Source organism: Citrobacter sp. XT1-2-2 (genome assembly GCF_023516235.1).
In the GTDB taxonomy this organism is placed as follows: Bacteria; Pseudomonadota; Gammaproteobacteria; order Enterobacterales; family Enterobacteriaceae; genus Citrobacter; species Citrobacter werkmanii.
In genome coordinates this window covers 1,716,943-1,743,107 of sequence record NZ_CP097324.1, presented here as the reverse complement: position 1 = coordinate 1,743,107, position 26,165 = coordinate 1,716,943, and the positions used below count along the sequence as shown (strand labels likewise).

22 protein-coding genes are annotated in these 26,165 nt (G+C 51.5%); 9 read left to right on the top strand and 13 right to left on the bottom strand.

Translation table 11 applies throughout. The features are described from left to right. Window positions 1–16: 16 nt before the first annotated feature. From M4I31_RS08180 to hypT, 4 genes are all read right to left on the bottom strand, one after another. On the bottom strand, window positions 17–1,267 hold the full coding sequence (locus tag M4I31_RS08180; RefSeq protein WP_038642011.1) for a NupC/NupG family nucleoside CNT transporter: 1,251 nt from the start codon (window positions 1,265–1,267) through the stop codon (window positions 17–19). Between the two features lie 96 nt (window positions 1,268–1,363). Continuing rightward, window positions 1,364–2,299 (bottom strand): pseudouridine-5'-phosphate glycosidase, encoded by a 936-nt coding sequence (locus M4I31_RS08175; protein WP_038642013.1) that lies wholly within the window; start codon window positions 2,297–2,299, stop codon window positions 1,364–1,366. Then, window positions 2,287–3,228, bottom strand: a complete 942-nt coding sequence (locus tag M4I31_RS08170; protein WP_085047870.1) for a pseudouridine kinase — start codon at window positions 3,226–3,228, stop codon at window positions 2,287–2,289. Before M4I31_RS08170 ends, M4I31_RS08175 begins: the two co-directional genes overlap by 13 nt. Window positions 3,229–3,531: 303 nt before the next feature. Then, the gene (gene hypT, locus M4I31_RS08165) at window positions 3,532–4,443 is read right to left on the bottom strand and encodes a hypochlorite stress DNA-binding transcriptional regulator HypT (protein ID WP_085048255.1); all 912 of its coding nucleotides are present in this window, start codon (window positions 4,441–4,443) and stop codon (window positions 3,532–3,534) included. A gap of 353 nt (window positions 4,444–4,796) precedes the next feature. Here hypT and M4I31_RS08160 point away from each other — a divergent pair, with 353 nt between their 5' ends. Further along, a complete protein-coding gene (locus M4I31_RS08160) occupies window positions 4,797–5,516 on the top strand; it encodes an aspartate/glutamate racemase family protein (protein WP_085047869.1) in 720 nt (239 codons plus the stop codon). Window positions 5,517–5,588: 72 nt separating this feature from the next. Continuing rightward, the gene (locus tag M4I31_RS08155; protein ID WP_085047868.1) at window positions 5,589–6,887 is read left to right on the top strand and encodes an anaerobic C4-dicarboxylate transporter; all 1,299 of its coding nucleotides are present in this window, start codon (window positions 5,589–5,591) and stop codon (window positions 6,885–6,887) included. Between the two features lie 64 nt (window positions 6,888–6,951). On the opposite strand, the gene M4I31_RS08150 is transcribed toward M4I31_RS08155, so the two are convergent. The 4 genes from M4I31_RS08150 to fruB form a co-directional block, all read right to left on the bottom strand. Continuing rightward, complete coding sequence (locus tag M4I31_RS08150) at window positions 6,952–7,188, bottom strand: YgdI/YgdR family lipoprotein (RefSeq protein ID WP_038642021.1); 237 nt, start codon at window positions 7,186–7,188, stop codon at window positions 6,952–6,954. 145 nt (window positions 7,189–7,333) lie between these two features. After that, window positions 7,334–9,022 carry a PTS fructose transporter subunit IIBC gene (fruA, locus tag M4I31_RS08145; RefSeq protein ID WP_085047867.1) on the bottom strand — a complete coding sequence of 563 codons (1,689 nt, stop codon included), beginning with the start codon at window positions 9,020–9,022 and terminating at the stop codon, window positions 7,334–7,336. Window positions 9,023–9,038: 16 nt separating this feature from the next. After that, on the bottom strand, window positions 9,039–9,977 hold the full coding sequence (fruK, locus tag M4I31_RS08140; RefSeq protein WP_006683781.1) for a 1-phosphofructokinase: 939 nt from the start codon (window positions 9,975–9,977) through the stop codon (window positions 9,039–9,041). Continuing rightward, a complete protein-coding gene (fruB, locus tag M4I31_RS08135; protein WP_085047866.1) occupies window positions 9,977–11,107 on the bottom strand; it encodes a fused PTS fructose transporter subunit IIA/HPr protein in 1,131 nt (376 codons plus the stop codon). The genes fruK and fruB overlap by 1 nt, the downstream gene beginning before the upstream one ends. A 368-nt stretch (window positions 11,108–11,475) precedes the next feature. On the opposite strand from fruB, the gene setB reads away from it, so the two are divergent. Continuing rightward, on the top strand, window positions 11,476–12,657 hold the full coding sequence (setB, locus tag M4I31_RS08130) for a sugar efflux transporter SetB (protein ID WP_087857397.1): 1,182 nt from the start codon (window positions 11,476–11,478) through the stop codon (window positions 12,655–12,657). Here setB and M4I31_RS08125 read toward each other — a convergent pair. Further along, window positions 12,654–12,908 (bottom strand): YkgJ family cysteine cluster protein, encoded by a 255-nt coding sequence (locus tag M4I31_RS08125; RefSeq protein WP_005129254.1) that lies wholly within the window; start codon window positions 12,906–12,908, stop codon window positions 12,654–12,656. The genes setB and M4I31_RS08125 overlap by 4 nt on opposite strands. Window positions 12,909–13,065: 157 nt before the next feature. On the opposite strand from M4I31_RS08125, the gene yeiP reads away from it, so the two are divergent. Continuing rightward, a complete protein-coding gene (gene yeiP / locus M4I31_RS08120) occupies window positions 13,066–13,638 on the top strand; it encodes an elongation factor P-like protein YeiP (protein ID WP_038642029.1) in 573 nt (190 codons plus the stop codon). A 791-nt stretch (window positions 13,639–14,429) separates the two neighbouring features. Here the strand turns inward: yeiP and torD are convergent. From torD to torC, 3 genes are read right to left on the bottom strand one after another with little or no spacing between them, the layout of a single operon-like run. Beyond that, window positions 14,430–15,062, bottom strand: a complete 633-nt coding sequence (gene torD / locus M4I31_RS08115) for a molecular chaperone TorD (RefSeq protein ID WP_085047865.1) — start codon at window positions 15,060–15,062, stop codon at window positions 14,430–14,432. Then, window positions 15,052–17,553, bottom strand: coding sequence for a trimethylamine-N-oxide reductase TorA (gene torA / locus M4I31_RS08110; RefSeq protein WP_085047864.1), 2,502 nt, complete (start codon window positions 17,551–17,553; stop codon window positions 15,052–15,054). Before torA ends, torD begins: the two co-directional genes overlap by 11 nt. 9 nt (window positions 17,554–17,562) lie before the next feature. Next, window positions 17,563–18,696 (bottom strand): pentaheme c-type cytochrome TorC, encoded by a 1,134-nt coding sequence (gene torC, locus M4I31_RS08105; RefSeq protein ID WP_085047863.1) that lies wholly within the window; start codon window positions 18,694–18,696, stop codon window positions 17,563–17,565. Between the two features lie 165 nt (window positions 18,697–18,861). Here torC and M4I31_RS08100 point away from each other — a divergent pair, with 165 nt between their 5' ends. Beyond that, window positions 18,862–20,334 carry a PLP-dependent aminotransferase family protein gene (locus M4I31_RS08100; RefSeq protein ID WP_038642037.1) on the top strand — a complete coding sequence of 491 codons (1,473 nt, stop codon included), beginning with the start codon at window positions 18,862–18,864 and terminating at the stop codon, window positions 20,332–20,334. 45 nt (window positions 20,335–20,379) lie between these two features. Here M4I31_RS08100 and uxuA read toward each other — a convergent pair whose 3' ends face one another. Next, a complete protein-coding gene (gene uxuA, locus M4I31_RS08095) occupies window positions 20,380–21,570 on the bottom strand; it encodes a mannonate dehydratase (RefSeq protein WP_038642040.1) in 1,191 nt (396 codons plus the stop codon). A gap of 202 nt (window positions 21,571–21,772) precedes the next feature. On the opposite strand from uxuA, the gene M4I31_RS08090 reads away from it, so the two are divergent. From M4I31_RS08090 to mepS, 4 genes are all read left to right on the top strand, one after another. Next, the gene (locus tag M4I31_RS08090) at window positions 21,773–23,239 is read left to right on the top strand and encodes a mannitol dehydrogenase family protein (RefSeq protein WP_085047862.1); all 1,467 of its coding nucleotides are present in this window, start codon (window positions 21,773–21,775) and stop codon (window positions 23,237–23,239) included. Window positions 23,240–23,358: 119 nt separating this feature from the next. Further along, window positions 23,359–24,345, top strand: a complete 987-nt coding sequence (locus M4I31_RS08085; protein WP_069323434.1) for a GTP-binding protein — start codon at window positions 23,359–23,361, stop codon at window positions 24,343–24,345. A gap of 34 nt (window positions 24,346–24,379) precedes the next feature. Then, on the top strand, window positions 24,380–25,093 hold the full coding sequence (locus tag M4I31_RS08080; RefSeq protein WP_069323433.1) for a phosphatase PAP2 family protein: 714 nt from the start codon (window positions 24,380–24,382) through the stop codon (window positions 25,091–25,093). Between the two features lie 413 nt (window positions 25,094–25,506). Further along, window positions 25,507–26,076: a bifunctional murein DD-endopeptidase/murein LD-carboxypeptidase gene (gene mepS / locus M4I31_RS08075; RefSeq protein WP_003027474.1), complete on the top strand. Its 570-nt coding sequence runs from the start codon at window positions 25,507–25,509 to the stop codon at window positions 26,074–26,076. Window positions 26,077–26,165: the final 89 nt, after the last annotated feature.

Here is a 26,165-nt window from a genome sequence, read left to right as displayed (position 1 = left end):
TCCGGCATTATTCTCACTATGCTATACCGATAAAGAAACCCGCTATGGTGGCGCTCATCAGGTTTGACAGCGTTGCTGCTGCCAGCGCGCGCATTCCAAGCTGCGCGATTTCCGGGGCTCGCTGTGGTGCTATCGCCGAAAACGCGCCGACAACAACGCCAATCGAACCAAAGTTAGCGAACCCGCACAGCGCAAACGAGATAATCGCAATGGTCTTCACATCCAGTGTCCCGCCGGTTTGCAGATACGGCGAGAAGTTGAGATAGGCGACAAACTCGTTGATTGCCAGCTTCTGTCCAATCAGGCTACCTGCCAGCGTCGCATCGCTCCAGTCCACGCCCATAATCCACGCCAGCGGGGCTAACACATAGCCAAAGATCCCTTCCAGGGTGGCGTGACCAAAACCAAACCAACCGCCAATTCCGCCGATAATGCCGTTAATCAGCGCAATAATGGCGACAAATGCCATTACTACCGTTGCCACGCCTGCGGCAATTTTCAGCCCGGTCATCGCCCCGCTCGCCGCTGCTTCGATGATGCTTTTCGGCGGCGTTTCGGTAAATGACAGGTTCTCAAAGGTGACGCGAGATTCTTCAGTTGCCGGACTCAGCATACGCGCAAATAAAATACCACCGGGGATTGCCATCAACGATGCCGCCAGCAGATAGTCAATCGGAACGCCCATTCCAGCGTAACCAATCATCATTGAGCCAGCAATCGAGGCCATCCCGCTACAGATAGCGGTAAATAGCTCATTGCGATTCAGCCGGTCAATAAACGGTTTCACGATTGCCGGGATCTCGTTTTGCCCGAGGAAAATCGTGGTTACTGCGACAAATGACTCGATCTTACTGATGTTCAACGCTTTCTGGAAAATACCGCCAAGGATGCGGATCAACAGCCCCATCACGCCAATGTAGTAGAGTAGACTGATCAGCGCGGTCACAAAAATGATGGCCGGGAGCACCCGAAAGGCGAAGATAAACCCGGCTCCGTCGAACAGCACATCCATTTTTGGCCCGACCAGGGAGCCAAAGATAAATGCACTACCCGCGTCACTGTATGACATCACCTTGTGGACACCGAGCGCGGCCTGTTCAACCAGCCATTTCCCCGGCGGGAAATAGAGCATAATGCCGCCGATTGCAATTTGCAGCACCAGTGCTGCCCCGACCGTACGCAGACTAATACGCTTTTTATTTACTGACAGCAGAAACGCGATAGTCAGTAATACCACCATACCCACAACACTTCTCATTATATCCATAATGAAATTCCCTTCATGCCAGGAAACCCGGCGTTACCGCCAGGTTTTGGTAGGTTTGCTATCCGCGGGCGACCGCATTCTGCCCGGAAAATTTGGTCAGGCGAGGCGTTGATACTCCTTCGCAATTTCACAAGCCAGTACCGCGTTGTTGAACACCAACTGAATATTTGATTTCAGGCTGTCACCGCCGGTCAGCTCCGCAACGCGCGCCAGCAGGAACGGCGTACTCTCTTTGCCCACAACCCCCTGCTCTTCCGCTTCTTTTACCGCCCGATCGATTGCCGCATTAATTTTCTCTTCAGCCATCGCAAACTGCTCCGGGATTGGGTTTGCAACAACCAGACCGCCGTCGAGACCTGTCTGCCATTTCACCGCCATGGCACGGGCAATCTCTTTTGCGCTGTCCAGACGGATACTGACCTCAAACGGACTGGTTCGGCAGAAAAATGCCGGCAACGCGTTGGTCTGATATCCAATTAACGGCACGCCAAAGGTTTCTAAATATTCGGTCGTTAAACCGAGATCAAGAATAGATTTCGCCCCGGCACAAATTACCGTGACATTGGTATGCGCCAGTTCTTGCAGATCTGCGGAAATATCAAAGGTATGTTCAGCACCACGGTGAACACCACCAATCCCGCCCGTCGCAAATACTTTAATTCCAGCCAGGGAGGCAATAATCATGGTTGAGGCAACTGTCGTCGCACCATTTTTCCCTGCAGCAACCACAAATGGTAAATCACGACGACTGACTTTAGTAACGCTATGCCCCTCTCTTCCAAGCAACTCAATTTCATCTTTGCTTAAACCAACTTTCATTACCCCGCCAATAATGGCAATGGTCGCAGGAACTGCCCCGTGCTTACGAATAGTTTCTTCTACTTCAATAGCAGTCTGGGCATTCTGCGGAAATGGCATACCATGAGAAATAATGGTTGACTCGAGGGCAACAATCGGTTTTTTACTGTTTAATGCTTCCTGTACTTCTGGAGATATTTGTAATAATTCAGAGGAAAGAGTTAATTCAGACATTCTGTGTTCTCCACGATTGAGATAACATTCGCAACAGACAAATCAGGGTTATTGGTATATTCACAGGCTAATGCCATTGATGAACAACCCTGCGCAAATCGAACCGAATCAATAAAGGGCATGCCGTCTACCCAGCAGGAAGCCAGTCCCGCCATCATCGCATCGCCAGCCCCGGTAACATTAATGACGTGAGTTTTAATCGGCAGCGACCAACCGCAATCCCCCGCAATATCACTGTAATAAACTCCGTCACCGCCCATGCTGAGCACCAGGCGATTTAAGCCGCGATCGTGAAACCAGGCGGCCACTTTGCCAACATCATCACGCCCGGAAAGCGCAATACCGCTCAGCGTTTCGGCTTCAAGCCGGTTAGGTTTGAGGGTGTGAATTTGTCCAAGCCGCTCGCGAACTTTGACGCATTTCCATGCCGATACCGGGTCGACAAACACCGGAACATCTCCGGCATTATCCAGCACCCATGCCAGGGCGTCTTCGCTGATATTGCAATCGGCGACGATAACTTTCGCCTGCCGAATAAAATCATGCTGCTGCGATAAAAAACTCGGTGAAATATGTTCGGTAATGCTCATATCATTAATGGCAACCAGCATTTCACCGGTGTTATCAAGCAGAGATAAATAACTCGATGTATTCTCTCCCGGAACGATAAGACACTTATCAACATGTACTCCGGATAGATTAGTTTGCGCCAATAACGATTGACCATAAAAATCATTACCAACCGCAGTCAGTAACCACGAATTTTTACCCAGTAGCGCGAGATTATGTGCAATGTTGCGTCCAACTCCGCCGGGGGTGAATTTTATCTTTCCTGGATTCGAATCCGCATAATTTAGAGAAGCATGCGAATACCCAGCAACATCCATATTGGCAGAGCCAATAGTTACTATGTATTCCTTTTCACGCATAGCACGTCCCCTGGCAATTATCTTGCCACAAATGAGTTCGTTAAGAATAACCACCGCCATACACAAAACTATTAGAGCACATGTTCAGTATCGAACATATGTTTATAGTAAGCATGTTTTTGACAAAGTAAATCTATCTGCAAGAACCAAAGTCAATAGATATGAACAGAATCACAATTTTTTATAGATACAGTTTGTAAGGGAGAGAGAAAATGAGAGATAGTACACAAATTAAGCAGGCTAAAAAGCATAACTCCGGTATAACCGGAAATTTTTCAGGTGCGCCAGGCGAGCTGGCGCGTCTCAGGTAAGCGAAACCAGGTCCTCTGGCATATGGTTGTACAAAATACGCCAGAAATGTTCAGCCGTTTTATTCAATCGGGTATCCATCCGGTAAATATAGGCCTGAATAGGTACCATCAGTTCAGGTGTCGCCAGGCGCACCAGACGCTTATCGCGCAGCTCGTTGACGATCGACCACGCTGGTAGCCAGGCGATCCCATGCCCATCCAGCGCCATGTTTTTCAACAACTCACTCATCGAAGACATAAACAACGTTCGTGCTGAAATGCCGCCAACTTCCGCTAACTGACGGTTTACCAATCTTCCCATGTAGGATGTGCTGGTATAGTTCAGAATCGGCGCCTGCGGCTGATAGATATCAAACAACGCGTTCCCCTGTCCATCGGTAGCACAGACAGGATAGAGCTCTGACTCAAAAACCTTCAAGCCACAGAAAGGCGACTGCATTAAATCCTCGTCACGAAACGAGATAATAAAATCACTTTTCCCCTCGCGCAGGGTATTCACCGCTTGCACCACATCAATCGCCTCGACGTGCCAGACAAATTCTTCCCCCCAGGCCGCCATTGAATGCACTAACCGGGGCAACATGGTCAGCGACAAAGAATGCGCTGCCGCGATTTTTATGTTGGGGACCCCAAGCAGATTGTGACCACTGAGTTCGTCCAGATTACATTCCAGCTGTTGTAGCAGGCTACGCGTTTGCGAATGGAATAACTTGCCCTCCTCCGTCAATTGCAGCGGCGCCGTCGTGCGATCAAACAGCTGCACCCCCACGGCTGATTCGAGCGCTTTGATCCTCCGGCTAAATGCCGGCTGAGATATATTGCGCTCCTCCGCAGCCTGGGAAAAATGACGGCATGCCTCCAGCGTCAGGAAATCATATAACCATTTTGTCTCAATATTTTTCATGCCTGTCACGCGGATGCTTAAATATGTTGATGAGCCTAACAACATCATGCCTGAAGAATTCCAGAGATGGTATTGACGATTAGCCCATAATGATTCGTTTTTTGCATCAAGCCTTCGTTTTTGACATTAACATGTCAGCATCACCATCCAGCCGCAACCCTACTCTGCTTGCAGATCTTCAGGCTCCGCACCCTATCCTGACCTCATAGAACGGCGAAAAAAACTACAGTCATGCGGTTTTTGCATTAAGCCAAACATTATTGCATTTCTCGTCGCGACGCTCTGCTGTTAAACATTAGGGCAAGATAAAACACAGCCTGAATATTATTTAATGGTTAAACGAGGTATATATCGTGAAAGGTTTAATTGGCGTACTTGGTGGTATGGGACCTGCTGCAACCGTCGATCTATTTAATAAATTCGTCACATTTACTGCAGCGCAACGCGATCAGGAACATATTCCATTAATTATTTCATCCATTCCTGATATACCTGACCGTACTGACGCATTAATGCGTCATGGTAATTCCCCGCTTCCGGCCATGCGTGATTATATGCATAAACTCGAAGATGCTGGCGCGGAGTGTATTGTGATCCCGTGTAATACCGCCCACTTTTGGTTTAAAGAGTTAAAAGAATCCTGTCATACGGAGTTGCTGAGTATTGTGGAGACAACCCTGGGTGAGGTCAGAAGCTGCGGAAAATCGCGCATCGGACTGCTGGCTACCAATGCCACGTTGTACATGGGGCTCTACCAAAAAGGGATAGAGTCTCTTGGGTTAACCTGCGTCAGCCCTGATTCTTCCAGCCAGGAAAAAGTCATGGAAAGTATTTATTGCCTGAAAGCAGGAGATGTTAAGCAAGCACAAAAATTAATGAATGAACAGGCTGAAGCACTTTTTGCACGCGGCGCGGAAGTCATCGTTCTGGGATGTACTGAAGTCCCCGTTATCCTTGCTGAAGCCGTCAAGAAATCACCAGCAAAATATATTGATTCAACCGGTTCATTGGTTCGTGCCGGAATTAAGTGGTATGAAAAACGCGTTGGAAAAAGCCACCTTCTGGCGCAATAAAAAACCACCATTTAATCATCACATTTAATAAAAGCCATTCTTATAGCGAATTATTATCTGGCGGAGGCCATTATGCTTTGGTTGGAAATTATCGTAGTATTAGGCGCAATATTTTTCGGCATCCGCCTCGGCGGAATTGGTATCGGTTTATGCGGTGGGCTGGGGCTGGCTATTTTAACCCTGGGATTTGGTCTGAAAATTGGCTCGCCGCCTGTGGACGTCATTCTTATTATTATGACGGTGGTTGTGGCGGCATCAGCGCTACAGGCAGCCGGAGGCATGGATTATCTGGTACGCATTGCCGGTAATTTTATGCGTCGAAATCCTAAATATATCAATGTTATTGCACCGATTATCACCTGGTCGATGACCATAATGGCGGGAACAGGTTTCATTGTCTTTTCCACCCTGCCGGTGATTGCCGAAGTTGCGAAAGAGTCAGGCATCCGCCCTTCTCGTACGCTCGCAGGCTCCGTAGTGGCATCTCAGGTTGCAATATCCGGCTCGCCGATCAGCGCCGCAATGGCCGCGATGCTGACCATCATGGAAGGCAACGGTATCAGCTTTATTCAGGTTATGGCGGTATGTCTGCCCGCCTCGTTTGTTGCCGCGATGGTTGGGGCATTCATCGCCTCGCGCCAGGGATGTGAACTCCAGGACGATGAGGTCTATCTGGAACGCCTGCAGAAAGGGCTAGTGCGAAAATACGAAGGGCAAAACAGTACCACACCGGGTGCAAAACTTTCAGTCGCCCTGTTTATGCTGGCCACGGTGCTCATCGTTATTCTTGCCGCATTCCCGCAGCTACGCCCTGGATTTGATGTTGGCAGCCCAATGAATACGCGGGATATCATTATCATCTGCATGCTGGCTGCCGCTTGCCTGATGGTGGTGCTGTGCAAAACATCTACAGATGCCATTGTCCTGACGTCAACTTTTCGCGCCGGGATGAGTTCGCTGGCAGTCATTCTCGGCATTGTTACGCTGGGAACCACATTCATTGACGCGCACCTAGCGGAGATTAAGGACATCGCGGGGAATATTCTGCAGGCCTACCCGATGCTGCTGGCTCTGGTATTGTTTGGCACCTGCGCGCTGCTCTATTCGCAGGGAGCCACCACGCCGTTGATTATCCCGCTTGCCGTCGCGCTTGGCGTTCCTACCTGGGCAATTCTGGCTTCCTATGTGGCTGTGACCGGCGTGTTTGTTCTCCCAACGTACCCGACTTCACTGGCGGCGATGGAGTTCGACACCACCGGGACAACGCGCGTAGGTAAGTATGTCTTAAACCATCCGTTTATGTTGCCAGGACTGGGTGGGATCATCGCGGGCGTTGCCTTTGGCTTTATCATCGCCCCAATGATTGCCTGAGCCGTCTTATTCAGGGGCGCGAAAGATTTCGCCCCTGAATGATTCTCTATTCACTTGACCCGGCTCACCACATCAATACCGTCTTACCTTTATCTATTTGCTTCACATCGCTGCTTTTAATCACGCGGTGATAACCATAGGCGTCAGCATATTTTGTCAGTCCTGTCCCGGGGTCTTGCTCAGGCTTGCCTTGCGTCTCTATTGTTGCACCTGATGTTGTCGTCATCACCCAGGTGGTTGAACATCCCGTCAGCAGCAGCGTCGCGAGTGACAGAGCAGCAAAAATGGGCGCTTTTTTCATATTCGATTTCCGTGACCAGTTTGATTTAAAGGCACTTTATCGAATTTGCTTAAGGCAGGATGGATTATTGTGGCGATGCTGCAACGGTAAGGGTTAAGGCATAAAAAAGGGCAGAGATTTCTCTGCCCTGGATTTCAGCGCTTAATCAGACCGCCTTTGCCACAACCTCTGCTTCCGGGCGCTTCAGCACCGCGTAGGAGAGACCGGCTACCAGCGTACCGGCAATAATGGCCAGCAGGTAGCCAACCACCGGTGTAATTGCGCCAGGGATTAACAGCACGAACAGACCGCCGTGGGGCGCCATCAGCTTAGCCCCTACCGCCATGGAGAGAGCGCCGGTAATCGCACCGCCAACGATACAGCAAGGCAGAACGCGCATCGGATCACGCGCGGCGAATGGGATAGCCCCTTCGGTGATAAAGCACAGGCCCAGCACCAGCGCAGCTTTACCGCCCTCCTGCTGGGCTTTGTCGAACTTACGACGCGCAACCAGCGTTGCCAGACCCAGCGCCAGCGGAGGTACCATCCCCGCCGCCATAATGGCAGCCATCGGCGCATAAGTTTGCGTACTCAGCAGGCCCACACCAAAAGCATACGCCGCTTTGTTAACCGGACCGCCCATGTCAGTGCACATCATGCCGCCAAGAATCGCACCGAGCAGCACCGCATTCGCCGTACCCATGGTTTGCAGCCAGTGGGTCAGACCTTCCAGAATGCCGGCTACCGGTTTACCGATCAGGTAGATCATGGCCAGACCCACCACCAGGCTTGAAAGCAGCGGAATGATCAGAATCGGTTTCAGCGCTTCCATACTCTGTGGGAGTTTCAGCCTGGTGCTAATGAGCTTCGCCACATAACCGGCAAGAAAACCGGCAATAATCCCGCCAATAAAGCCAGAACCGGTGCTCACTGCCAGCATACCGCCGATAAGACCTGGCGTCAGACCCGGACGGTCAGCGATGGAAAACGCGATATACCCCGCCAGAACCGGCACCATCAACGCAAAGGCTGAACCGCCGCCAATCTGCATCAGCGCCGCCGCCAGCGTGCCCTGCTCTTTAAACGCTTCAATACCAAAGGCGAATGAGAGCGCAATACACAGACCGCCAGCAACAACCATCGGCAGCATGTAGGACACGCCCGTCAGCAGGTGGCGATACGCGCCAGCGCTCTCTTTCTTCCCTTCGGTTGCCGCAGACTGCGCCTTGCCGGTTGGCTGATACGGCGTCGCTTCTTCCAGCGCTTTATCCAGCTCCTGTTTGGTTTTCTTCAGCGCCAGGCCAGTAGACGTGCGGTACATTGGTTTTCCGGCAAACTTCGCCAGATCAACTTCAATGTCAGCCGCCACAATCACCAGATCCGCCTGAGCCACCTCTTCCGGGGTAATGGCATTGCCTGCCCCGACCGAGCCACGGGTTTCAACTTTTACCCACCAGCCACGTTTTTTCGCTTCTGTTTCAATAGCTTCAGCAGCCATAAACGTATGGGCAACGCCGGTCGGACAAGCCGTCACCGCCACCACGCGTTTTGGGCCACTGCTGGCAACAGACGTTGTCGCAACCGGGGCGCTGTAAGGTTTTGCATGACCTTTCGCTTCGCTGAGGAAGAGTTCAGGATGCGCAACCGCACGACCGATATCGCCGAGCCAGACTTTTTTGCCGTTCAGCGAACTGTCAGCAGGAAGCGTGTCGCCCAGAACAATCGCCAGTTCTGCATCATTCGGATTATCAATAATTTCCAGATGCGCTTTTTGCGCCGCCGCTCCAAGCAGGGTTTTCGCCATGTAAGCGCGAGCCTGGCCGAGATTAGCGTCAATAATCAGCAGCGTTTTCATTATGCCTCTCCTGCTGTCAGTTAAACGGTTTTAAGTCGACACGCGCCATCATTGCGGCCAACTGAGGACGATCGGTAATGCCCACGTTACTTTGGCTTACCGCCAGAGCGGCAACAGCCGTCGCCAGACGCAGGGTATGTTCGCTGGACTCACGCATCAGCAGGCCATAAATCAGACCGCCAACCATCGAATCACCCGCGCCAACGGTACTGACCACCTCGACTGACGGCGGTTTTGCGATCCACTCACCCGAAGCGTTGACCCACAGCGCGCCTTCCGCACCGAGGGAAATCACCACATGAGCAATACCCTGCTCGCGCAGCGCATGCGCCGCATCAATCACATCTTTCATTTCAGGCAGTTTACGACCCGCCCAGATTTCCAGTTCACGACGATTTGGCTTCACCAGCCACGGCGCCGCCTTCAGACCTGCCACCAACGCTTCACGACTACTATCAAAGATAATGCACGGACACTGACTGCGCAGACGCGTCATCCAGTCGGTGAAAGCTTCCGGGCTCACGCCGGTCGGCAAACTACCGCTAACGCACACCATGTCGAACTGGCCCAGCCAGCTCAGCGAATCGTTTACAAAGCGTTCCCAGTCAGCGGGGGTGACTTCAAAGCCAGAGAAATTGAAGTCGGTGACTTCACCGTCTTTTTCGGTCAGCTTGACGTTGATACGGGTACGCCCTTGTACAACCTGAAAACGGTTGGCAATGCCCAGCTCGCTGAACAACTGCTGAAAACCATCCTGGTTGTCTTTACCCAGAAAACCGCCCACCGTGACATCGATACCTAAATCTTTCAGGACTTTAGCGACGTTAATCCCTTTTCCCGCCGCATGCAGACCGGTGGTTTTCACCAGGTTCACTTCGCCACGTTCAATTTCCGGGCAGAAACCCACCAGGTCGTAGGCCGGGTTAAGGGTGATAGTAGCAACACGTCTGCTCATTACGCGCCCTCCCCAAGACCTGCAGCGATGGCTTCGCCAATCGCTTTCAGCGCCTGTTCAGCATCCTCGCCCTGGGCGGTAAAGCGCAGGTGATGTCCTTTCTTCACGCCTAATGCCACAACTTTCATCAGACTGCGTCCATTTGCCGGTTTGCCGGTTCCATCAAGATTTGTCACGGTAATTTCACTGTTAAATTGTTTAATCGTATTCACCAGCATGGTGCCCGGACGGGCGTGTAAACCATGCTCATTGCGCACAACAAATTCGGCGCTCAGAACATCATCGGTTAAGGCGTCATCGCTGGTCAGCAGCGCCAGCACCGTTGCCGCATCCGCTTTCAACAAACGGTCAGCTTTATTATTCAGCAGCAGATCGCCAAGGCGCTTCAGCACCGCAACCGGTTGATCGTCATTCATCGCGACGGTCACCAGCAGGGCTGCCGCGTCCCCCTGGACATCAAACGGCGTTGCTGCGCGGCTGACCGCAACGGCGCTGCGCACGTTACCTTCAGCACAGTCATTCAGCCAGATCCCCTGACCGAGATTCATCGGCTGCTCATTGATTGCCCTGGCGACAAATGCGGCATCAACCGCACCAATTTCTTTCAGCCGCGCAGCGTTGAGCGCCTGCAACGTCACCAGCGAGCTGGCAACGACGTCCAGCGACAGCGTTTCGTTATCAAGCTTTAATTGTTCGCTCTGCTTTTCGCCCATCAGCAACGCGCGTAGCTCTTCCGCCGTAGTCGCTGATTTCAGCTGTTCAACAACGGAGTCATCGCTCAACACATGCGTTAGCTGACGCAGTAAACCGAGGTGCTCATCAGAGCTGGCGGCAATACCGATCGCCACATACGCGACCTGTCCTTCGCCCCAGACCACGCCCTGCGGAAACTGAAACACCTGCACACCGGTTTTCAGCACCCGATCGCGCGTGTCCGTCGTCCCGTGAGGAATAGCAATACCGTTGCCTAGAAACGTGGACGTTTGTTGTTCACGCGCCAGCATGCCATCGACGTAGCCTTCCGCAACGTTACCCGCTTGCACTAAGGCCGCGGCAACCTGGCGAATAGCCTCTTCTTTATTCCCGGCCTGTTCGCCCGGGTGAATATCCTGAACAGATAACTGGAACATGGTTCTCCTCTCCCGCTGAATTGAAACGATTCAGCCAATATGAGAAAAAAGGCGTCACCTGACTCCATCAGTTATGGCAAGATGACGCTGAAACGTTTCAAGAAGTCTTGATCTTTTTTCTTCAGCACACAAGTAAAGTTGACAAATTACTTGCTGAATTTAGAGATAACGCACATTTTCTTCTGGGGAGAGATAAAATTGCTGAAGCAAAAATGGCGTCAGCGTGTCAGATTCAGCAACATCAGCAAACAGCATTCTTTGACTGAAATGCTATTTTGATTTTTGATGCCGATTTTGATTTGGCTACCTGTTTATTTTCTGGCAAGCAGCGTAAACTCCGCGTCTCTTCACATCATTGATATCAAAACATGCATAACACCCCCGTAGCCGCCACACCTAAGGCGTTCGATTTAACGTCTGCGGCGTTCCTGCTTGTCGCGTTTCTGACGGGTATCGCCGGCGCTTTGCAGACACCAACGCTGAGTCTTTTTCTGACCGATGAAGTCCATGCCCGTCCCGGTATGGTCGGGTTCTTTTTTACCGGCAGCGCCGTAATCGGTATCCTGGTGAGTCAGTTTCTGGCCGGGCGCTCGGATAAAAAAGGCGATCGCAAAAACCTGATTGTCTTCTGTTGTGTACTGGGCATGCTGGCCTGCGTGCTGTTTGCCTGGAACCGTAACTATTTTATTTTGCTGTTTGTCGGCGTCTTCCTCAGCAGCTTTGGTTCAACCGCCAACCCGCAAATGTTTGCTCTCGCGCGCGAGCATGCCGACCGTACAGGCCGGGAAGCGGTCATGTTCAGCTCAATTTTACGTGCGCAGGTATCGCTGGCCTGGGTAATTGGCCCGCCGCTGGCCTACGCACTGGCAATGGGATTTAGCTTCACGGTGATGTACCTCAGCGCGGCGGTTGCTTTTATTGTCTGCGGCGCAATGGTTTGGTTGTTCTTACCGTCAATGAGTAAAAATGTGCCTCTCGCCACTGGCGTGGTGGAGGCGCCACGGCGCAATCGTCGCGACACGCTGCTCCTTTTTGTTATCTGCACATTAATGTGGGGGACCAATAGCCTCTATATCATTAATATGCCGCTGTTTATTATCAATGAACTGCATCTGCCGGAAAAACTGGCGGGTATCATGATGGGAACCGCTGCCGGGCTGGAAATCCCGACCATGTTGATTGCCGGATACTTTGCTAAGCGTCTGGGCAAGCGTCTGTTGATGCGAATTGCCGTCGTGGCCGGCTTTTTCTTTTATGCCGGTATGCTGTTGGCCCACTCTCCGGCGGTATTGCTTGGTTTACAGCTGCTGAACGCGATTTATATCGGCATCCTTGGTGGGATTGGCATGCTCTATTTCCAGGATTTGATGCCAGGACAAGCAGGTTCAGCCACGACCCTTTATACGAATACCATTCGCGTAGGCTGGATTATTGCCGGATCGTTGGCAGGTATTGCCGCTGAAATCTGGAATTATCACGCCGTGTTCTGGTTTGCGCTGGTGATGATCATCGCCACCATCGTGTGCCTGGCGCGCATCAAAGATGTTTAAGGCGCGGTCAGCGCTTCAAGCTCAATAAGATACAGCATGGCCTGGTGCGTCGTCTTCCCACACATTTCCGCACTGGGCTGCAAACCGGCACATACTTTTGGCCGCAGCGGCGAAGCAAAAATTTTGCAGCGCAAGGATTCATCCAACTGAACGCATGGCGTATTAGCGGGCTTGCCATCAGGCATACCAGGGATAGGGCTGGAGATTGAAGGCGCGGTGCAGCATGCACCACAATCCGGACGGCATTCCATACAGTATTCTCTTTATCGTAAACCATCGGATTGTGAGAGAAGCGCACAGTAACACCTTTTTTGCACCAGCAAAAGCATCAATTCCACTTGCCTGAATGCCCCGGCGCGAGTAGTTTTACGCGATATTTTAGACACTCCTCACTACAGGATTTTTTCGATGCCAAGAGCGAACGAAATTAAAAAAGGTATGGTACTGAATTACAACGGCAAGCTGCTGATTGTAAAAGATATTGATATTCAATCACCAACCGCACGTGGCGCCGCCACGCTGTACAAAATGCGTTTTTCTGATGTCCGTACCGGCCTGAAAGTTGAAGAGCGTTTCAAGGGCGATGATATCGTTGATACTGTCACCCTGAGCCGTCGTGGCGTCGACTTTTCCTATGTCGATGGCAACGAATATGTCTTTATGGATAAAGAAGACTATACCCCGTATACCTTCACCAAAGACCAGATTGAAGAAGAACTGCTGTTCATGCCGGAAGGCGGAATGCCGGACATGCAGGTTCTGACCTGGGACGGCCAGCTGCTGGCGCTGGAACTGCCGCAAACGGTAGACCTGGAAATTGTTGAAACAGCGCCCGGCATTAAAGGGGCATCAGCAAGCGCGCGTAACAAACCTGCGACCCTGACTACCGGCCTGGTGATCCTGGTTCCTGAGTATCTGAGTGCGGGCGAAAAAATCCGTATTCATATCGAAGAACGTCGCTACATGGGCCGTGCAGACTAATTTTTTGCTCCCCATTGACGACAAGGGACAGCGCAGGCTGTAAGGCTTGTTAGTTTACAAAGATGAATGATCGTAACGGTATCTGAGAGTAAAACAGCCACAGGTATTGAATCTGTTACCTCTGGTGTATTGTTACGTTCACCTTATGTATTTCATTTCTCTGAAACGATACTGCCTGTGAACGTGTTAAGGGTACTATCGCCGTACCCTTAACAATCCCGGCTCCCGGCGGGAAAATTGCCACTTCGTGGTCCCCTCCGCTTATTCCTTCAGGCTTTCGGGCCGGGCGCGAGGTAGCGTCCTTGCAAAACGCGCCCTGAGCCAGCATCCATGCTGGCTCTCCCGGCCTTACGGAAACACGTCGGCAATTTTCAGCCGGACCAGCCTACACCTGACCATTTGCGTTTTTTGTTTAAACAGCAAAACAAATTTAACTGGAAGTCAGAGCGTTGAAGCGATGACTCCGGTCCGGCTGAAAATCGATGAGGCGTTGACGGTTGACCGGGTCTGCCCACAGGGAGGCGGGCAGAGGGAACGGCCTGCATGGAGGCAGGCTCGGCCCCGACCCGACAGGCAGACGGCATGAGCCGAATGAATCGCATCGCGACGATTTTCCCGCCGGCAGCCTGGGTTGCAAGGGAGGCGGCGGTGAGCCTCCCTTGCACGTTCACGGGTATCTGCGCTTCACAGAAATGACTCCGCTGAGGTGAACGGAACCCTATGCTGCAATAAAATATTCTCCATAATGCTTAACTGGCTGGCATTACAGCACCAGCTGTCCCTTTTCATTTTCAACGCTGACTGCTGAAATAAAAATCATCCATTAACAGCGATTCCAGATACTGTTCATCCTCGCGCATAAAACTCACTATCAGATTGACCGCCTGCGGGTAAAACCCCTGTTCATCTCGCGCCAGGCAGGCATCGCGTAGCAATGGCGCCCAGCACATCATGTGGTGATGCAAAAAGTAATACTGCGCAGATACCGCCTCCTCTTTAGCAACCATCTTCGCCATCAATGCCAGTTGAATGGCGATATGATCGGATGGCTCATTTTCCCGCGCGGTCAGACCGTGTTCGATCAGCAGCACATTCATTTGCTGACGTTCTGCTGACGCGGTCGTATGCGGATAGTGCCCTGCATAGGGAGAGACTCCGCCAGGCGGCGCCAGCAGAAACAGCGAGGCAAAATCCGCGGCGAGTTCCAGCTGTCGGGAATCACGGCGTAAAATCCGGGTCAGACTACGCTCAAAATGCTTAACCTTGCCAGACAATCCAGGAATCGCCGCCAGTGAGACAATCCACGCCCGATTATCGTCGTTTTCAAGGCTGGCAAGTTGCTTTTCGTCCAGCTCACGGAACAGCAATTGCGAGAACCACTGGTACATGTCCACCCGCTGCTGATGTATTTGGTTATGCTGCACTTCCCCCCTCCTCTTTTACTGTCTCCGGGCCGCCGAATGCCGTTACCGGTGGCGCTTTTTTCTGCTGATAACGTTCGACCTCCACCAGCACGGTATGCGCTGAAGGGCCTTGCGCCAGCTGTGAAGTACCAATATCGGCGCTCAGGACATTCGGGTCGCCATAAGTGCATAACGTCCCGGCTTTTCCCCCCTCCTGCGGGGAATACCACGCCCCTTCATGAATGCGGATTACGCCAGGGGTAAAATCCGGGCTAATCACCACCCCAGCCAGCACCTGACCACGGTCGTTGAAGACGCGAGCGATATCACCTGCTTTCAGACCACGGGCAGTGGCATCCTGCGCGCTGATATAAAGCGGTTCTCTTCCGGCAACCGCATAGGTATTGCGAAACGCCTCGCTCGAGCACAACTGCGAGTGCAGACGTTTATCAGGATGGCAGGATTGCAGATGCAGCGGATATTTATTTTTTTTAGCGGCATGATTACGTTCAAACGGTTCCATCCATACCGGATGACCGGGACAATCCTCGTAAGCAAAGCCAGCAATGGTTTTACTGTAGATTTCAATCAGACCTGACGGCGTTCCCAGGGGATTAAGATCTGGTTGGTCGCGAAACTCACCGTGACGCACCCACGGCTGTCCGGCCGGATATTCAATGTATCCTTCGCCCTGCCAGAACGTAGTAAAGTCCGGTAAGGAGACACCGAGCGACGCGCCCATCTTCACGCCTTCGTCGTAGAGCGCCTGTATCCACTGCATTTCATCACGGTTCTCGCGGTACACCGCCTCTTTATCAAAGCGCTTACATAATCCGGCAAAAACGTCAAAATCATGCCGCGCTTCATATTGCGGTTTAACAATCTGATGCAGGGCCATCAGCCCTTTGTTCGAATGCGTACCAAACTGTTCAATATCGTTACGTTCAAAGCGGGTGGTAACAGGCAGGACGATATCGGCAAATCGACACGACGCGGTCCATTGATGATCCAATACCACCACGGTTTCCAGCTTCTTCCATGCCTTGATCATGCGATTACGATCCTGCTGCGCATGGAATGGATTCGCCGCGCTGTAGATCGCCATTTTAATATCAGGCCAGGTTAACGTTTCGCCGTTAAAGGCAACCTTTTTGCCCGGCTCCAGCAGGCAGTCAACGATGCGTGAGGTGGGGATATGCTCCGATGCGCCGCGAAAATCCGCTTTATACTTCGCCGGTGGAGGATTCGCGATCCCTCCCAGCCCGGACAGTACAGGTCCGGTGGATGTCACCGTACCACCGCCGTTGTAATGCCAGCCAAACCCTACGCCGCCGCCCGGCAAGCCAATTTGCCCAACCATACTGGCCAGCACCACCAGCATCCAGGGATACTGTTCGCCATGATGCATGCGTTGTACGCACCAACCGCCCATAAATTGGGTCCGGCCTTTGACCAGCAAGCGGGCGAAATCACGGATCTGCTCCGCCGTCAGGCCACAGATTTGCGCTGCCCATTCGGCATTTTTCGGCTGCTTATCACTCTCCCCAAGCAGATAGGGCAAAAACTGCTCAAAACCCACGGTGTAATCGTTAATAAACGCCGTGTCATACAGTTTTTCTTCATACAGCGTATGGGCGAGTGCCAGCATTAACGCGACATCGGTTTGTGGTCGTAGCGCCAGTTGTTCACAGCCAAGGTAGTTTTGCGATTTGCTACGCACTGGATCGACGCTGATAACGCGCATTTTACCCTGCGCAACCGCTTCTTTAATCTGTTGCCAGTAGCCAAACGCATCGTGATCGGGAACCAGGAACTCGATCTGCAAGTTTTTGATCGGATCGCATCCCCACAGCACGATGGTATTACTGTTCTGAATAACCAGCGGCAGTGACGTTTGCTGTTCATAAACTTCCAGCGAACCAATCACATGCGGCAAGATAACCTGCGCAGCTGCTGCAGAGTAGTCGCCAACGGTCGTCACATAGCTACCATGCAGACCAAGCCCTCTGTCCATCGCCCCGCCCGCTTTATGGTATTTCCCTACCATTTGCCAGTCGGCCAGCCCGGTAAATACCCCCGATGAGCCGTAGGTTTTTTGTACCCGTTCCAGCTCTTCGTAAAACAGATCCAGCGCCTGATCCCAACTTACCCGCACAAAACGATTATCTCCGCGCTGGCTGCGATCCGATTTCTCGCGTTTACGTAACCAGTCCAGACGAACCATTGGATAACGTACCCTCGACGGGTTATAGACCACTTCACGCACCGCGTTCAGCATATCGCAAGGGTATTTGTCATGTTTGAAAGGCCGGGTTTCTGTCCACTCGCCGTTGACAACCTTGGCTTCAAAAGCGCCAAAATGCGAACCGGATTGAATCCACTGTGCGGGGTTTTCTCCCTCTGCCCATACTTTTGATATCAGCGGATTCGGCGCCAGCGCACTGGCCGCGCCCACCGCTAGCATACCGCTCAGAAAACGGCGGCGAGACGGGTTAAATTCATGAATATCCATATATTTTCCTTAATTTTTGTTAGGTTCAGACACATCGCTGGCATGGGTCTGGAGGTATTTCAACAACGTACGTTCTTCCACCGGATTCAGTCGGTAATAGGTGGACATCGCTTTCAATCCGGCGATCCAGCCGTTGGCGGTATATCGGGTCGTAGGAGGAGTGCTATGACAGGCGCTACAGGTGGATTGCAGCATTTGATCCGAATATTCCCAGATCGGTGCAATATTGCTGATAAGCCCCTGGGCGGAGGTCCAGGCGGTCACGCTCACCTGCTGCCATTGCTGGTGTGAGTCAGGATCGACCTGGGTTTGTAGTACTTTTACGTTCGCCATCAAGGCGTCATCAAGCACGGCCGAGAACACACGCTTACCCATATACTGGGTTATCACCCGCCCGCGTCCTTTGCTTTCACGCCAGCCCGTCAGTTCAAGCTGCACGTTGCTGCCCTCTTTTTTCAGCACTTTGACCTCGGTGGCAGGAAATAACAGCGCTTTACCTGCGGGGCTTCCGGCCGTTGGCGTCAATGCTTTTTCGCTTAACGAGAACAGCGTGCTCGCATTCGATAAAGACGCTCCCTGCTGCTGCAACTGCTTATAGCGATCGCGGAAACCGCTGCTCATATCGGGTTTGTGATGGGCAATACCTTTATGGCAATCAATACAGTTGCTGTCTTTTGCCGCCGCCGCGGTCATTTGCGCCGCCGCATTCGCAGATTGTTTGCCGTGATCCATCGCCTCATAGCTGTGGCAAGACTTACATGCCGCCGAATGGTTAGCGCTCATTCGCGCCCACTCTCGCTGGGCCAATTCCGCTCGTTTTGCGGCAAATTTTTCAGGGGTATCAATCGAAGGAGAGATAAAGGTGTGGTAGAGGTCGTTTAAGGCTTCCGTTTTACGAACCAACGTCGGGACGATCCCTGGCGGAATATGACAATCCTTACACTCAGCACGCACGCCAGAAGCATTGCGAAAATGCACGCTGGTTTTATATTCCTCTCCTGGTGTGCGCATCGAGTGACACGATAAACAAAATTCGGTGGTACTGGTGTAATGAACGCCTTGCCACGTCCCCCAAATTGCAAGGGCCATTGCTACTGCCCCGACGAATGCGCACCACAGTGCGTTCTTTCTTATCCACGACATGCTTGCCTCCATTTTTTTAATAGCGACACGCTAAGCGATCATAAAAATCAAAAATAGAGACAGCAAAAGCAGCTTATAGGAACAGCATCTACTCTATGAGGTGCATCAAAACGTAAAGAAGAGAAGCTCGTAATATAGTGCGTATATATACATAAGGAATTCCTCATGCTAACACTGACTCTCGATCGAGAAAGCCGTACCCCGCTGCAATTGCAGATATTTCAATTTTATTTCCAGGCCATTCAGCGCGGTGATTTGCTTTGTGGAGATAAACTTCCCTCTATTCGCGAGCAGGCACAGGTATTAAACGTTGCCAAAATAACGGTCGTGATGGCCTATGATAAGCTCATGGCCGCGGGATTAATTAAGAGTCGACAAGGTATCGGCTACGAGGTCATCTTCACCACACCTGTACGCACAACGCCAGCAATCGTGCCCGTCGCGCAGGGTTCCCCGCCGATGAAACCTAAAGCGGCTGGGATCCCCACCGATGTTTATGCAGAGCCTGGGCGAGAGTGCTATTGCCAAATGAGCGTTCCCGATCCCAATGCTTTTCCCTGGTCAAGCTGGCGCAAATGGAATAACGCCCCCAGCGTCCTCAAGGAACAATTATTCACCCGATATCATTCACCAAATGGATTATTTTCACTGCGTGAACAATTGGTCAGATACCTTAATTTATCTCGCGGTATTAATACTCGAGCAGAGAACATCATTATTACTAACGGGATTCAGGAAGGACTGTCACTGCTCAGTCAACTCTTTATTAACCATCATACTTTCAGTCAGCAAAAAAAGTGCCATATTGTAACCGAGTCCCCTTGTTATTCGGGGGCCTGGCATCTGTTTAATTATTACGGCGCAGACATTACGCCAATTGCTGTCGATAACCACGGACTGCAAACAGATAATTTACCGGAATATGCTACCCAGCTTTGTTATGTTACTCCAGCGCATCAGTATCCGCTGGGTAGCGTCCTGTCACTGGAGCGGCGTCAGGCATTATTAACATGGGCGCAGCGCGTCGGCGCTTACATTATTGAAGACGATTACGATGCCGTTTTTACCTATGGAGAAAATCCCCTTCCCGCGCTGAAAGCCATGGATTATCACAACCGGGTTATCTATATAGGGACATTTTCCAAAACATTGGGACCAGGAGGACGTCTTGGCTATCTCATTTGCCCTGACGAACTGCTTCCGGCCGTACAGAATATGAAAGCGCTCAACAACAACGGGAGCCAGTGGTTGTTGCAGCAATTTTTGGCCGAATTAATGCAAAATCAGGTGTTTTATACGCATATCAGCAAGCTGGCCTGCAATTATGCGGCACGTCTTACGCTATTACGCGACGGCCTATCCGCACTGTTTCCCGAAGGGAAAATCGCGGGCGCAACGGCAGGTCTGCACCTCTCATTACGCATTGCCTGGTCCCCCGAAATTATCGCCAGGCTACAACAACGCTGCCTGCTGGCCGGGATTCGTTTCGATACGTTGCCAGATATAGAGAATGGCTCAGAAGCCGCATGGCGTGAAGAGAACAGCGACGCAGTTATGTTTTTTGGATTTGGTGGATTGCAGTTACAGCAGATAAAAAGAGTCCTGGCGGTACTGGAGCAGGCGCTATCGCAGCCTTAATGGATTACAGGGATCGAGCCTGCCGCTCAATCCCTGTTGTTCGCCTTACAGCAGATCGCGGAACTGTGTTTGTTTCAGCGCCAGCTCAACGCCACGGACTTCCGCCAGTCCTTTCAGACGACCAATCGCAGAGTAGCCCGGGTTGGTTTTTTTATGCAAATCATCAAGCATCTGGTGCCCGTGATCGGGGCGCATCGGGATTGGACGCAGATCGCCCGCCTTTTTACGACGCTGCTCTTCGCTCAGAATCGCCGCCACCACCGATACCATATCCACATCGCCCTGCAAATGCGCACCTTCGTGGAAGGTTTTCGGGTTATCTTCACGGCAAGTTGAACGCAGATGCGTGAAGTGAATACGATCGCCAAAGGTTTCAATCATTTTCACCAGATCGTTATCGGCGCGTACGCCGTAGGAGCCGGTGCACATGGTGAAACCGTTATTGATGCTGTCGACGGTGTCTTTCAGCCACTGCATATCTTCGATGGTCGAAACGATGCGCGGCAGGCCAAGGATCGGACGCGGCGGATCGTCCGGGTGTACGGCCAGACGCACGCCGACTTCTTCTGCCACTGGCACTATCGCCCGCAGGAATACCGCCATGTTATTGCGCAAGTCGTCTTTGCTGATGCCGTCATATTCAGCAAGGCGCGCACGGAACTGATCCAGGGTATACCCCTCTTCGGCACCGGGCAGACCTGCGATGATATTGCGCGTCAGTTTTTCAATATCGGCCTCGCTCATGGCATTGAAATAGTCCAGCGCCTGGCGTTGTTCTTCCGGGGTGTAATCCGCTTCAGCCCCTGAACGTTTGAGGATATGCAGCTCAAAGGCAGCAAAAGCGATCTGGTCAAAACGCAGCGCTTTGGAGCCGTCCGGCAACTGATACTCGAGGTCAGTACGCGTCCAGTCGAGGATCGGCATGAAGTTATAGCACACGGTATCGATGCCGCAGGTCGCCAGATTACGGATACTCTGCTGATAGTTAGCAATCCACGTTTGATATTGACCAGAGTGCGTTTTGATATCTTCGTGGACGGGGATACTTTCCACCACTGACCAGGTCAGCCCTTTTTCAGCCAGAATAGCCTGGCGCTTTTTAATCTCTTCTACCGGCCAGACTTCACCGTTGGCAATGTGGTGCAAGGCGGTCACAACACCCGTTGCGCCAGCCTGACGCACATCATCAAGCGATACTGGATCGTTAGGTCCGTACCAACGCCAGGTTTGTTCCATGGTTTCACCTCACAAGTTGTTATACCAAATTAGACTCACTTAATGACGACTACCATACAGGCATCTGGGCGAGGATCAACGAATCCGCAATGATTGGTTGATCCAGCTCACATTACCCGGATAAATGAGGCACACCAATTCAATTTGCTGTCATATAACTTTATACTGCCATTGTTAATTAATGGTTAATCAGGTGTATTGAATGAAAACTATTGCCTCAGTGCCGCTCGCGAAAAATGTCATGATGCCGCAGTACGATCGCCAACAATTAAAAACGCGGATTGTGCATTTTGGTTTCGGTGCTTTTCACCGCGCCCATCAGGCATTACTGACCGATCGGGTACTGAATGCACAGGGTGGGGACTGGGGAATTTGTGAGATAAGTCTGTTCAGCGGCGATCGACTAATGAGTCAGCTTCGCGAGCAGGATCATTTATTTACCGTGTTAGAAAAAGGGGCGAATGGCAACCAACCGATTGTTATCGGCTCCGTCAAAGAATGTCTGAACGCCACGCTGGATTCGCTGGCGGCCATTATCGAAAAATTCTGTGAACCTCAGGTGGCGATTGTCTCGTTAACGATTACGGAAAAAGGCTACTGCATCGATCCGGCAACAGGCTCGCTGGATCTTTCTCATCCACGCATTATTCATGATCTACAGACTCCGGCTGAGCCACATTCCGCACCCGGCATTATTGTTGAAGCGCTGCACCGCCGACGTGAACGCGGGCTGCAACCTTTTACCGTCCTCTCCTGCGATAATATCCCGGATAATGGCCATGTGGTAAAAAACGCCGTACTGGGAATGGCGGAGAAACGCTCACCTGAGCTGGCCCACTGGATCCAGGAGCATGTCAGCTTCCCGGGTACCATGGTGGACAGGATTGTTCCTGCCGCCACCGAAGAGTCACTGGCTGAAATCGCTCGTGAGTTGGGGGTGGCCGATCCCTGTGCAATCAGCTGCGAGCCCTTTATTCAGTGGGTGATTGAAGACAATTTTGTGTGTGGTCGTCCGCAGTGGGAAACCGCCGGCGTACAAATGGTTGAAAACGTTCTGCCGTGGGAACAAATGAAATTGCGGATGCTGAACGGTAGCCATTCGTTTCTCGCGTATCTCGGCTATCTGGCCGGGTTTCAGCACATCAGCGACTGCATGCAGGACAGCGCTTTTCGTGAAGCCGCCTACCGTCTGATGCTCAACGAACAGGCGCCTACCCTGCAAATCACCGATGTTGATTTAGACCAATATGCCGCTAGCCTGCTGGAACGCTTTGCCAACCCGGCGTTGAAGCATAAAACCTGGCAAATCGCGATGGATGGTAGCCAAAAATTACCCCAGCGTATGCTGGAAGGGATCCGCGTACATTTAGCACGGCGCAGCGAGTGGCCGCTGCTGGCACTCGGCGTCGCAGGCTGGATGCGTTACGTGAGCGGAGTGGATGATTCAGGTGCGGCCATTGATATTCGTGATCCATTGAGCGAGAAAATCAGCGCGCTTGTGAAGCAGAGTACAGACTCAGAACGCGTCAGCGCCCTGCTTTCTCTGCATGAGATTTTCGCCACCGATCTGGTACAGAATCCGCAGTTTGTTGCGGCTATTCAGCTCGCCTGGCAGCGTATTGCCCAATATGGTGCGCATCAGGCTGTCATTGAAACGTTAAAAAGTTAACGATTTCTGCCATTAATCAGGACGAAGCGCGTCTTCGTCCTCTCACCCCTTCTCTTTTTCCCCGTTTTTCGCCAGGATTGTTAAATGCCATTACGGCAATTTATGATTCTGGAGTAAATGTGACTAAAACCAATCTCATCACCGGTTTTCTCGGCAGTGGCAAAACCACCTCTATTCTTCATTTATTGGCAAACAAAGATCCCGCAGAGAAGTGGGCCGTACTGGTCAATGAGTTTGGCGAAGTAGGTATTGATGGCGCCCTGTTAGCCGACAGCGGCGCATTGCTAAAAGAGATCCCCGGCGGCTGCATGTGCTGTGTTAACGGCCTGCCAATGCAGGTTGGCCTCAATACGTTGTTGCGTCAGGGAAAACCTGACCGACTGCTCATTGAACCTACCGGCCTCGGACATCCCAAACAGATTCTGGATTTACTTACCGCGCCGGTTTACGAACCGTGGATCGATTTGCGCGCGACCCTTTGTATTCTTGATCCTCGCCAGCTACTGGATGAAAAAAGCGTCGCCAATGACAATTTCCGCGATCAACTGGCTGCCGCCGATATCATCGTCGCCAACAAAGCCGACCGCGCCACAACGGAAAGCGAAAACGCCCTGCAAACCTGGTGGCAGCACTATGGCGGCAATCGTCAGTTGGTCCATGCCGATCATGGAAATATTGCCGGTCAATTACTGGATTTGCCCCGACTAAACCTGGCGCAGCTTCCCGCAAGCGCTGAGCACGCCCATAGTCATGCTGACAAGAAAGGGCTGGCGGCGTTAAGTTTGCCCGCACAACAGCGTTGGCGTCGCAGCCTGAACAGCGGTCAGGGTCATCAGGCCTGCGGCTGGATCTTTGACGCCGATACGGTGTTCGATACCATCGGCCTGCTGGAATGGTCGCGCCTTGCACCCGTAGGGCGTGTAAAAGGTGTAATGCGTATCAAAGAGGGGCTGGTGCGCATTAACCGTCAGGGAGACGACTGGCATATTGAGACGCAAAACGTCGCTCCGCCGGATAGCCGTATTGAACTCATCTCCGATACCGACACCGACTGGAATACGTTACAGAGCGCATTGTTGAGACTTCGTTTAGACGGTAGCGCGTAAGGTTGCCTTCGTTTTATAGCAATGGTAAACGACGATGAAAACCCGATACCCTCTTATTATACTGCTCAATATTGCAGGTATAGCGCTGTTTCTGTCCTGGTATATTCCCGCCGGGCACGGGTTCTGGTCCTCACTGGATACGGGCGTCTTCCGTTTCTTCAATCAGAAGCTGGTTGAAAGCCCGCTGTTTCTGTGGATTGTTGCGATCACCAATAACCGGGCATTTGATGGCTGCTCGTTGTTGGCTATGGGCGCACTGATGCTGCACTTTTGGCTGAAGGATACGGCGGAAGGTCGCCGGCGTATTGTGGCTATTGGTCTGGTGATGCTGCTCACCGCAGTGGTATTAAATCAGTTGGGCCAGGCGCTTATTCCGGTTAAACGCGCCAGCCCTACTCTGATGCTGGATAATATTTATCGCGTCAGCGAACTGCTGCATATTCCAACCAAAGATGCCTCCAGAGACAGTTTTCCTGGCGATCACGGCATGATGCTGCTTATTTTTTCCGCATTTATGCTGCGTTATTTCGGAAAAGTTGCAGGCATAATCGGCCTTATTATCGCTGTGGTTTTTGCTTTTCCACGCGTAATGATCGGCGCTCACTGGCTCACCGATATCGTGGTCGGCTCCATGACGGTTGTGCTGATTGGCTTACCCTGGTGGCTAATGACGCCATTAAGCGATCGTCTGGTCACGCTGTTTGTGAATTATCTGCCCGGCAAAAACAAACAATTTTCAAACAAATAACGCAAAACAATTAACATCATCAGGGAAACTTCTGATTCCCTGATGATGACGACCGATATTCCATCATTCTGATTGTCATTCTCCTGTCATCTTATTCATGTTTAGAATGAATGGCTTGCATATTTTTTACGCTAATTGTTCTTAATTTAGCCAATGCCGTTTATTCACTTTCTGTATCAATTTTTCTTATAAGAAATCACATAAAATCTCTCGCAATGACTGGGGCGATCGGGTAACCTCGAACTCGTTTTGCCTCGCGGGACAATTATTCCCTTTCTGAATAAATTTGTGCGTTCTGCCACAGATTTGACCTTAAGGAATTGTCTCATCGTGCGATGGTAATTAGTCTCGTCACGTTTGGCATTTTTTATAACGATATTTATCGTTAAGGACTTCAAGGGAAAACAAACAAAATGGTCAAATCTCAACCGATTTTGAGATATATCTTGCGGGGCATACCCGCGATAGCAGTTGCGGTTCTGCTTTCCGCATGTAGTACCACGAACACCGCCAGGAATATGCATTCTGAGACGCATGCTGTGGGCAATGGAGATAACTCTTCACTGCAAGCCTCTCAGGATGAATTTGAAAATATGGTCCGTAATATCGATGTTAAATCACGTATTATGGATCAGTATGCTGACTGGAAAGGCGTGCGTTACCGCCTTGGCGGCAGCACCAAAAAAGGTATTGATTGCTCCAGCTTCGTACAGCGTACGTTCCGTGAGCAGTTTGGTTTAGAGCTTCCGCGCTCAACCTACGAACAACAGGAAACGGGTAAATCCGTTTCGCGTACTAATCTGCGCACAGGCGATCTGGTTCTGTTCCGTGCTGGCTCCACAGGCCGCCACGTCGGTATCTATATCGGCAACAACCAGTTTGTTCATGCCTCGACCAGCAGTGGCGTTATCATTTCCAGCATGAACGAGCCTTACTGGAAAAAACGTTACAACGAAGCTCGCCGGGTTCTGAGCCGCAGTTAATTTCGTTTGGCAGCTATCCCTTGGCTATCCTGATGAGACATATCAAAAGCACTGCTTCGGCGGTGCTTTTTTGTTTCGCCTCTCGACTA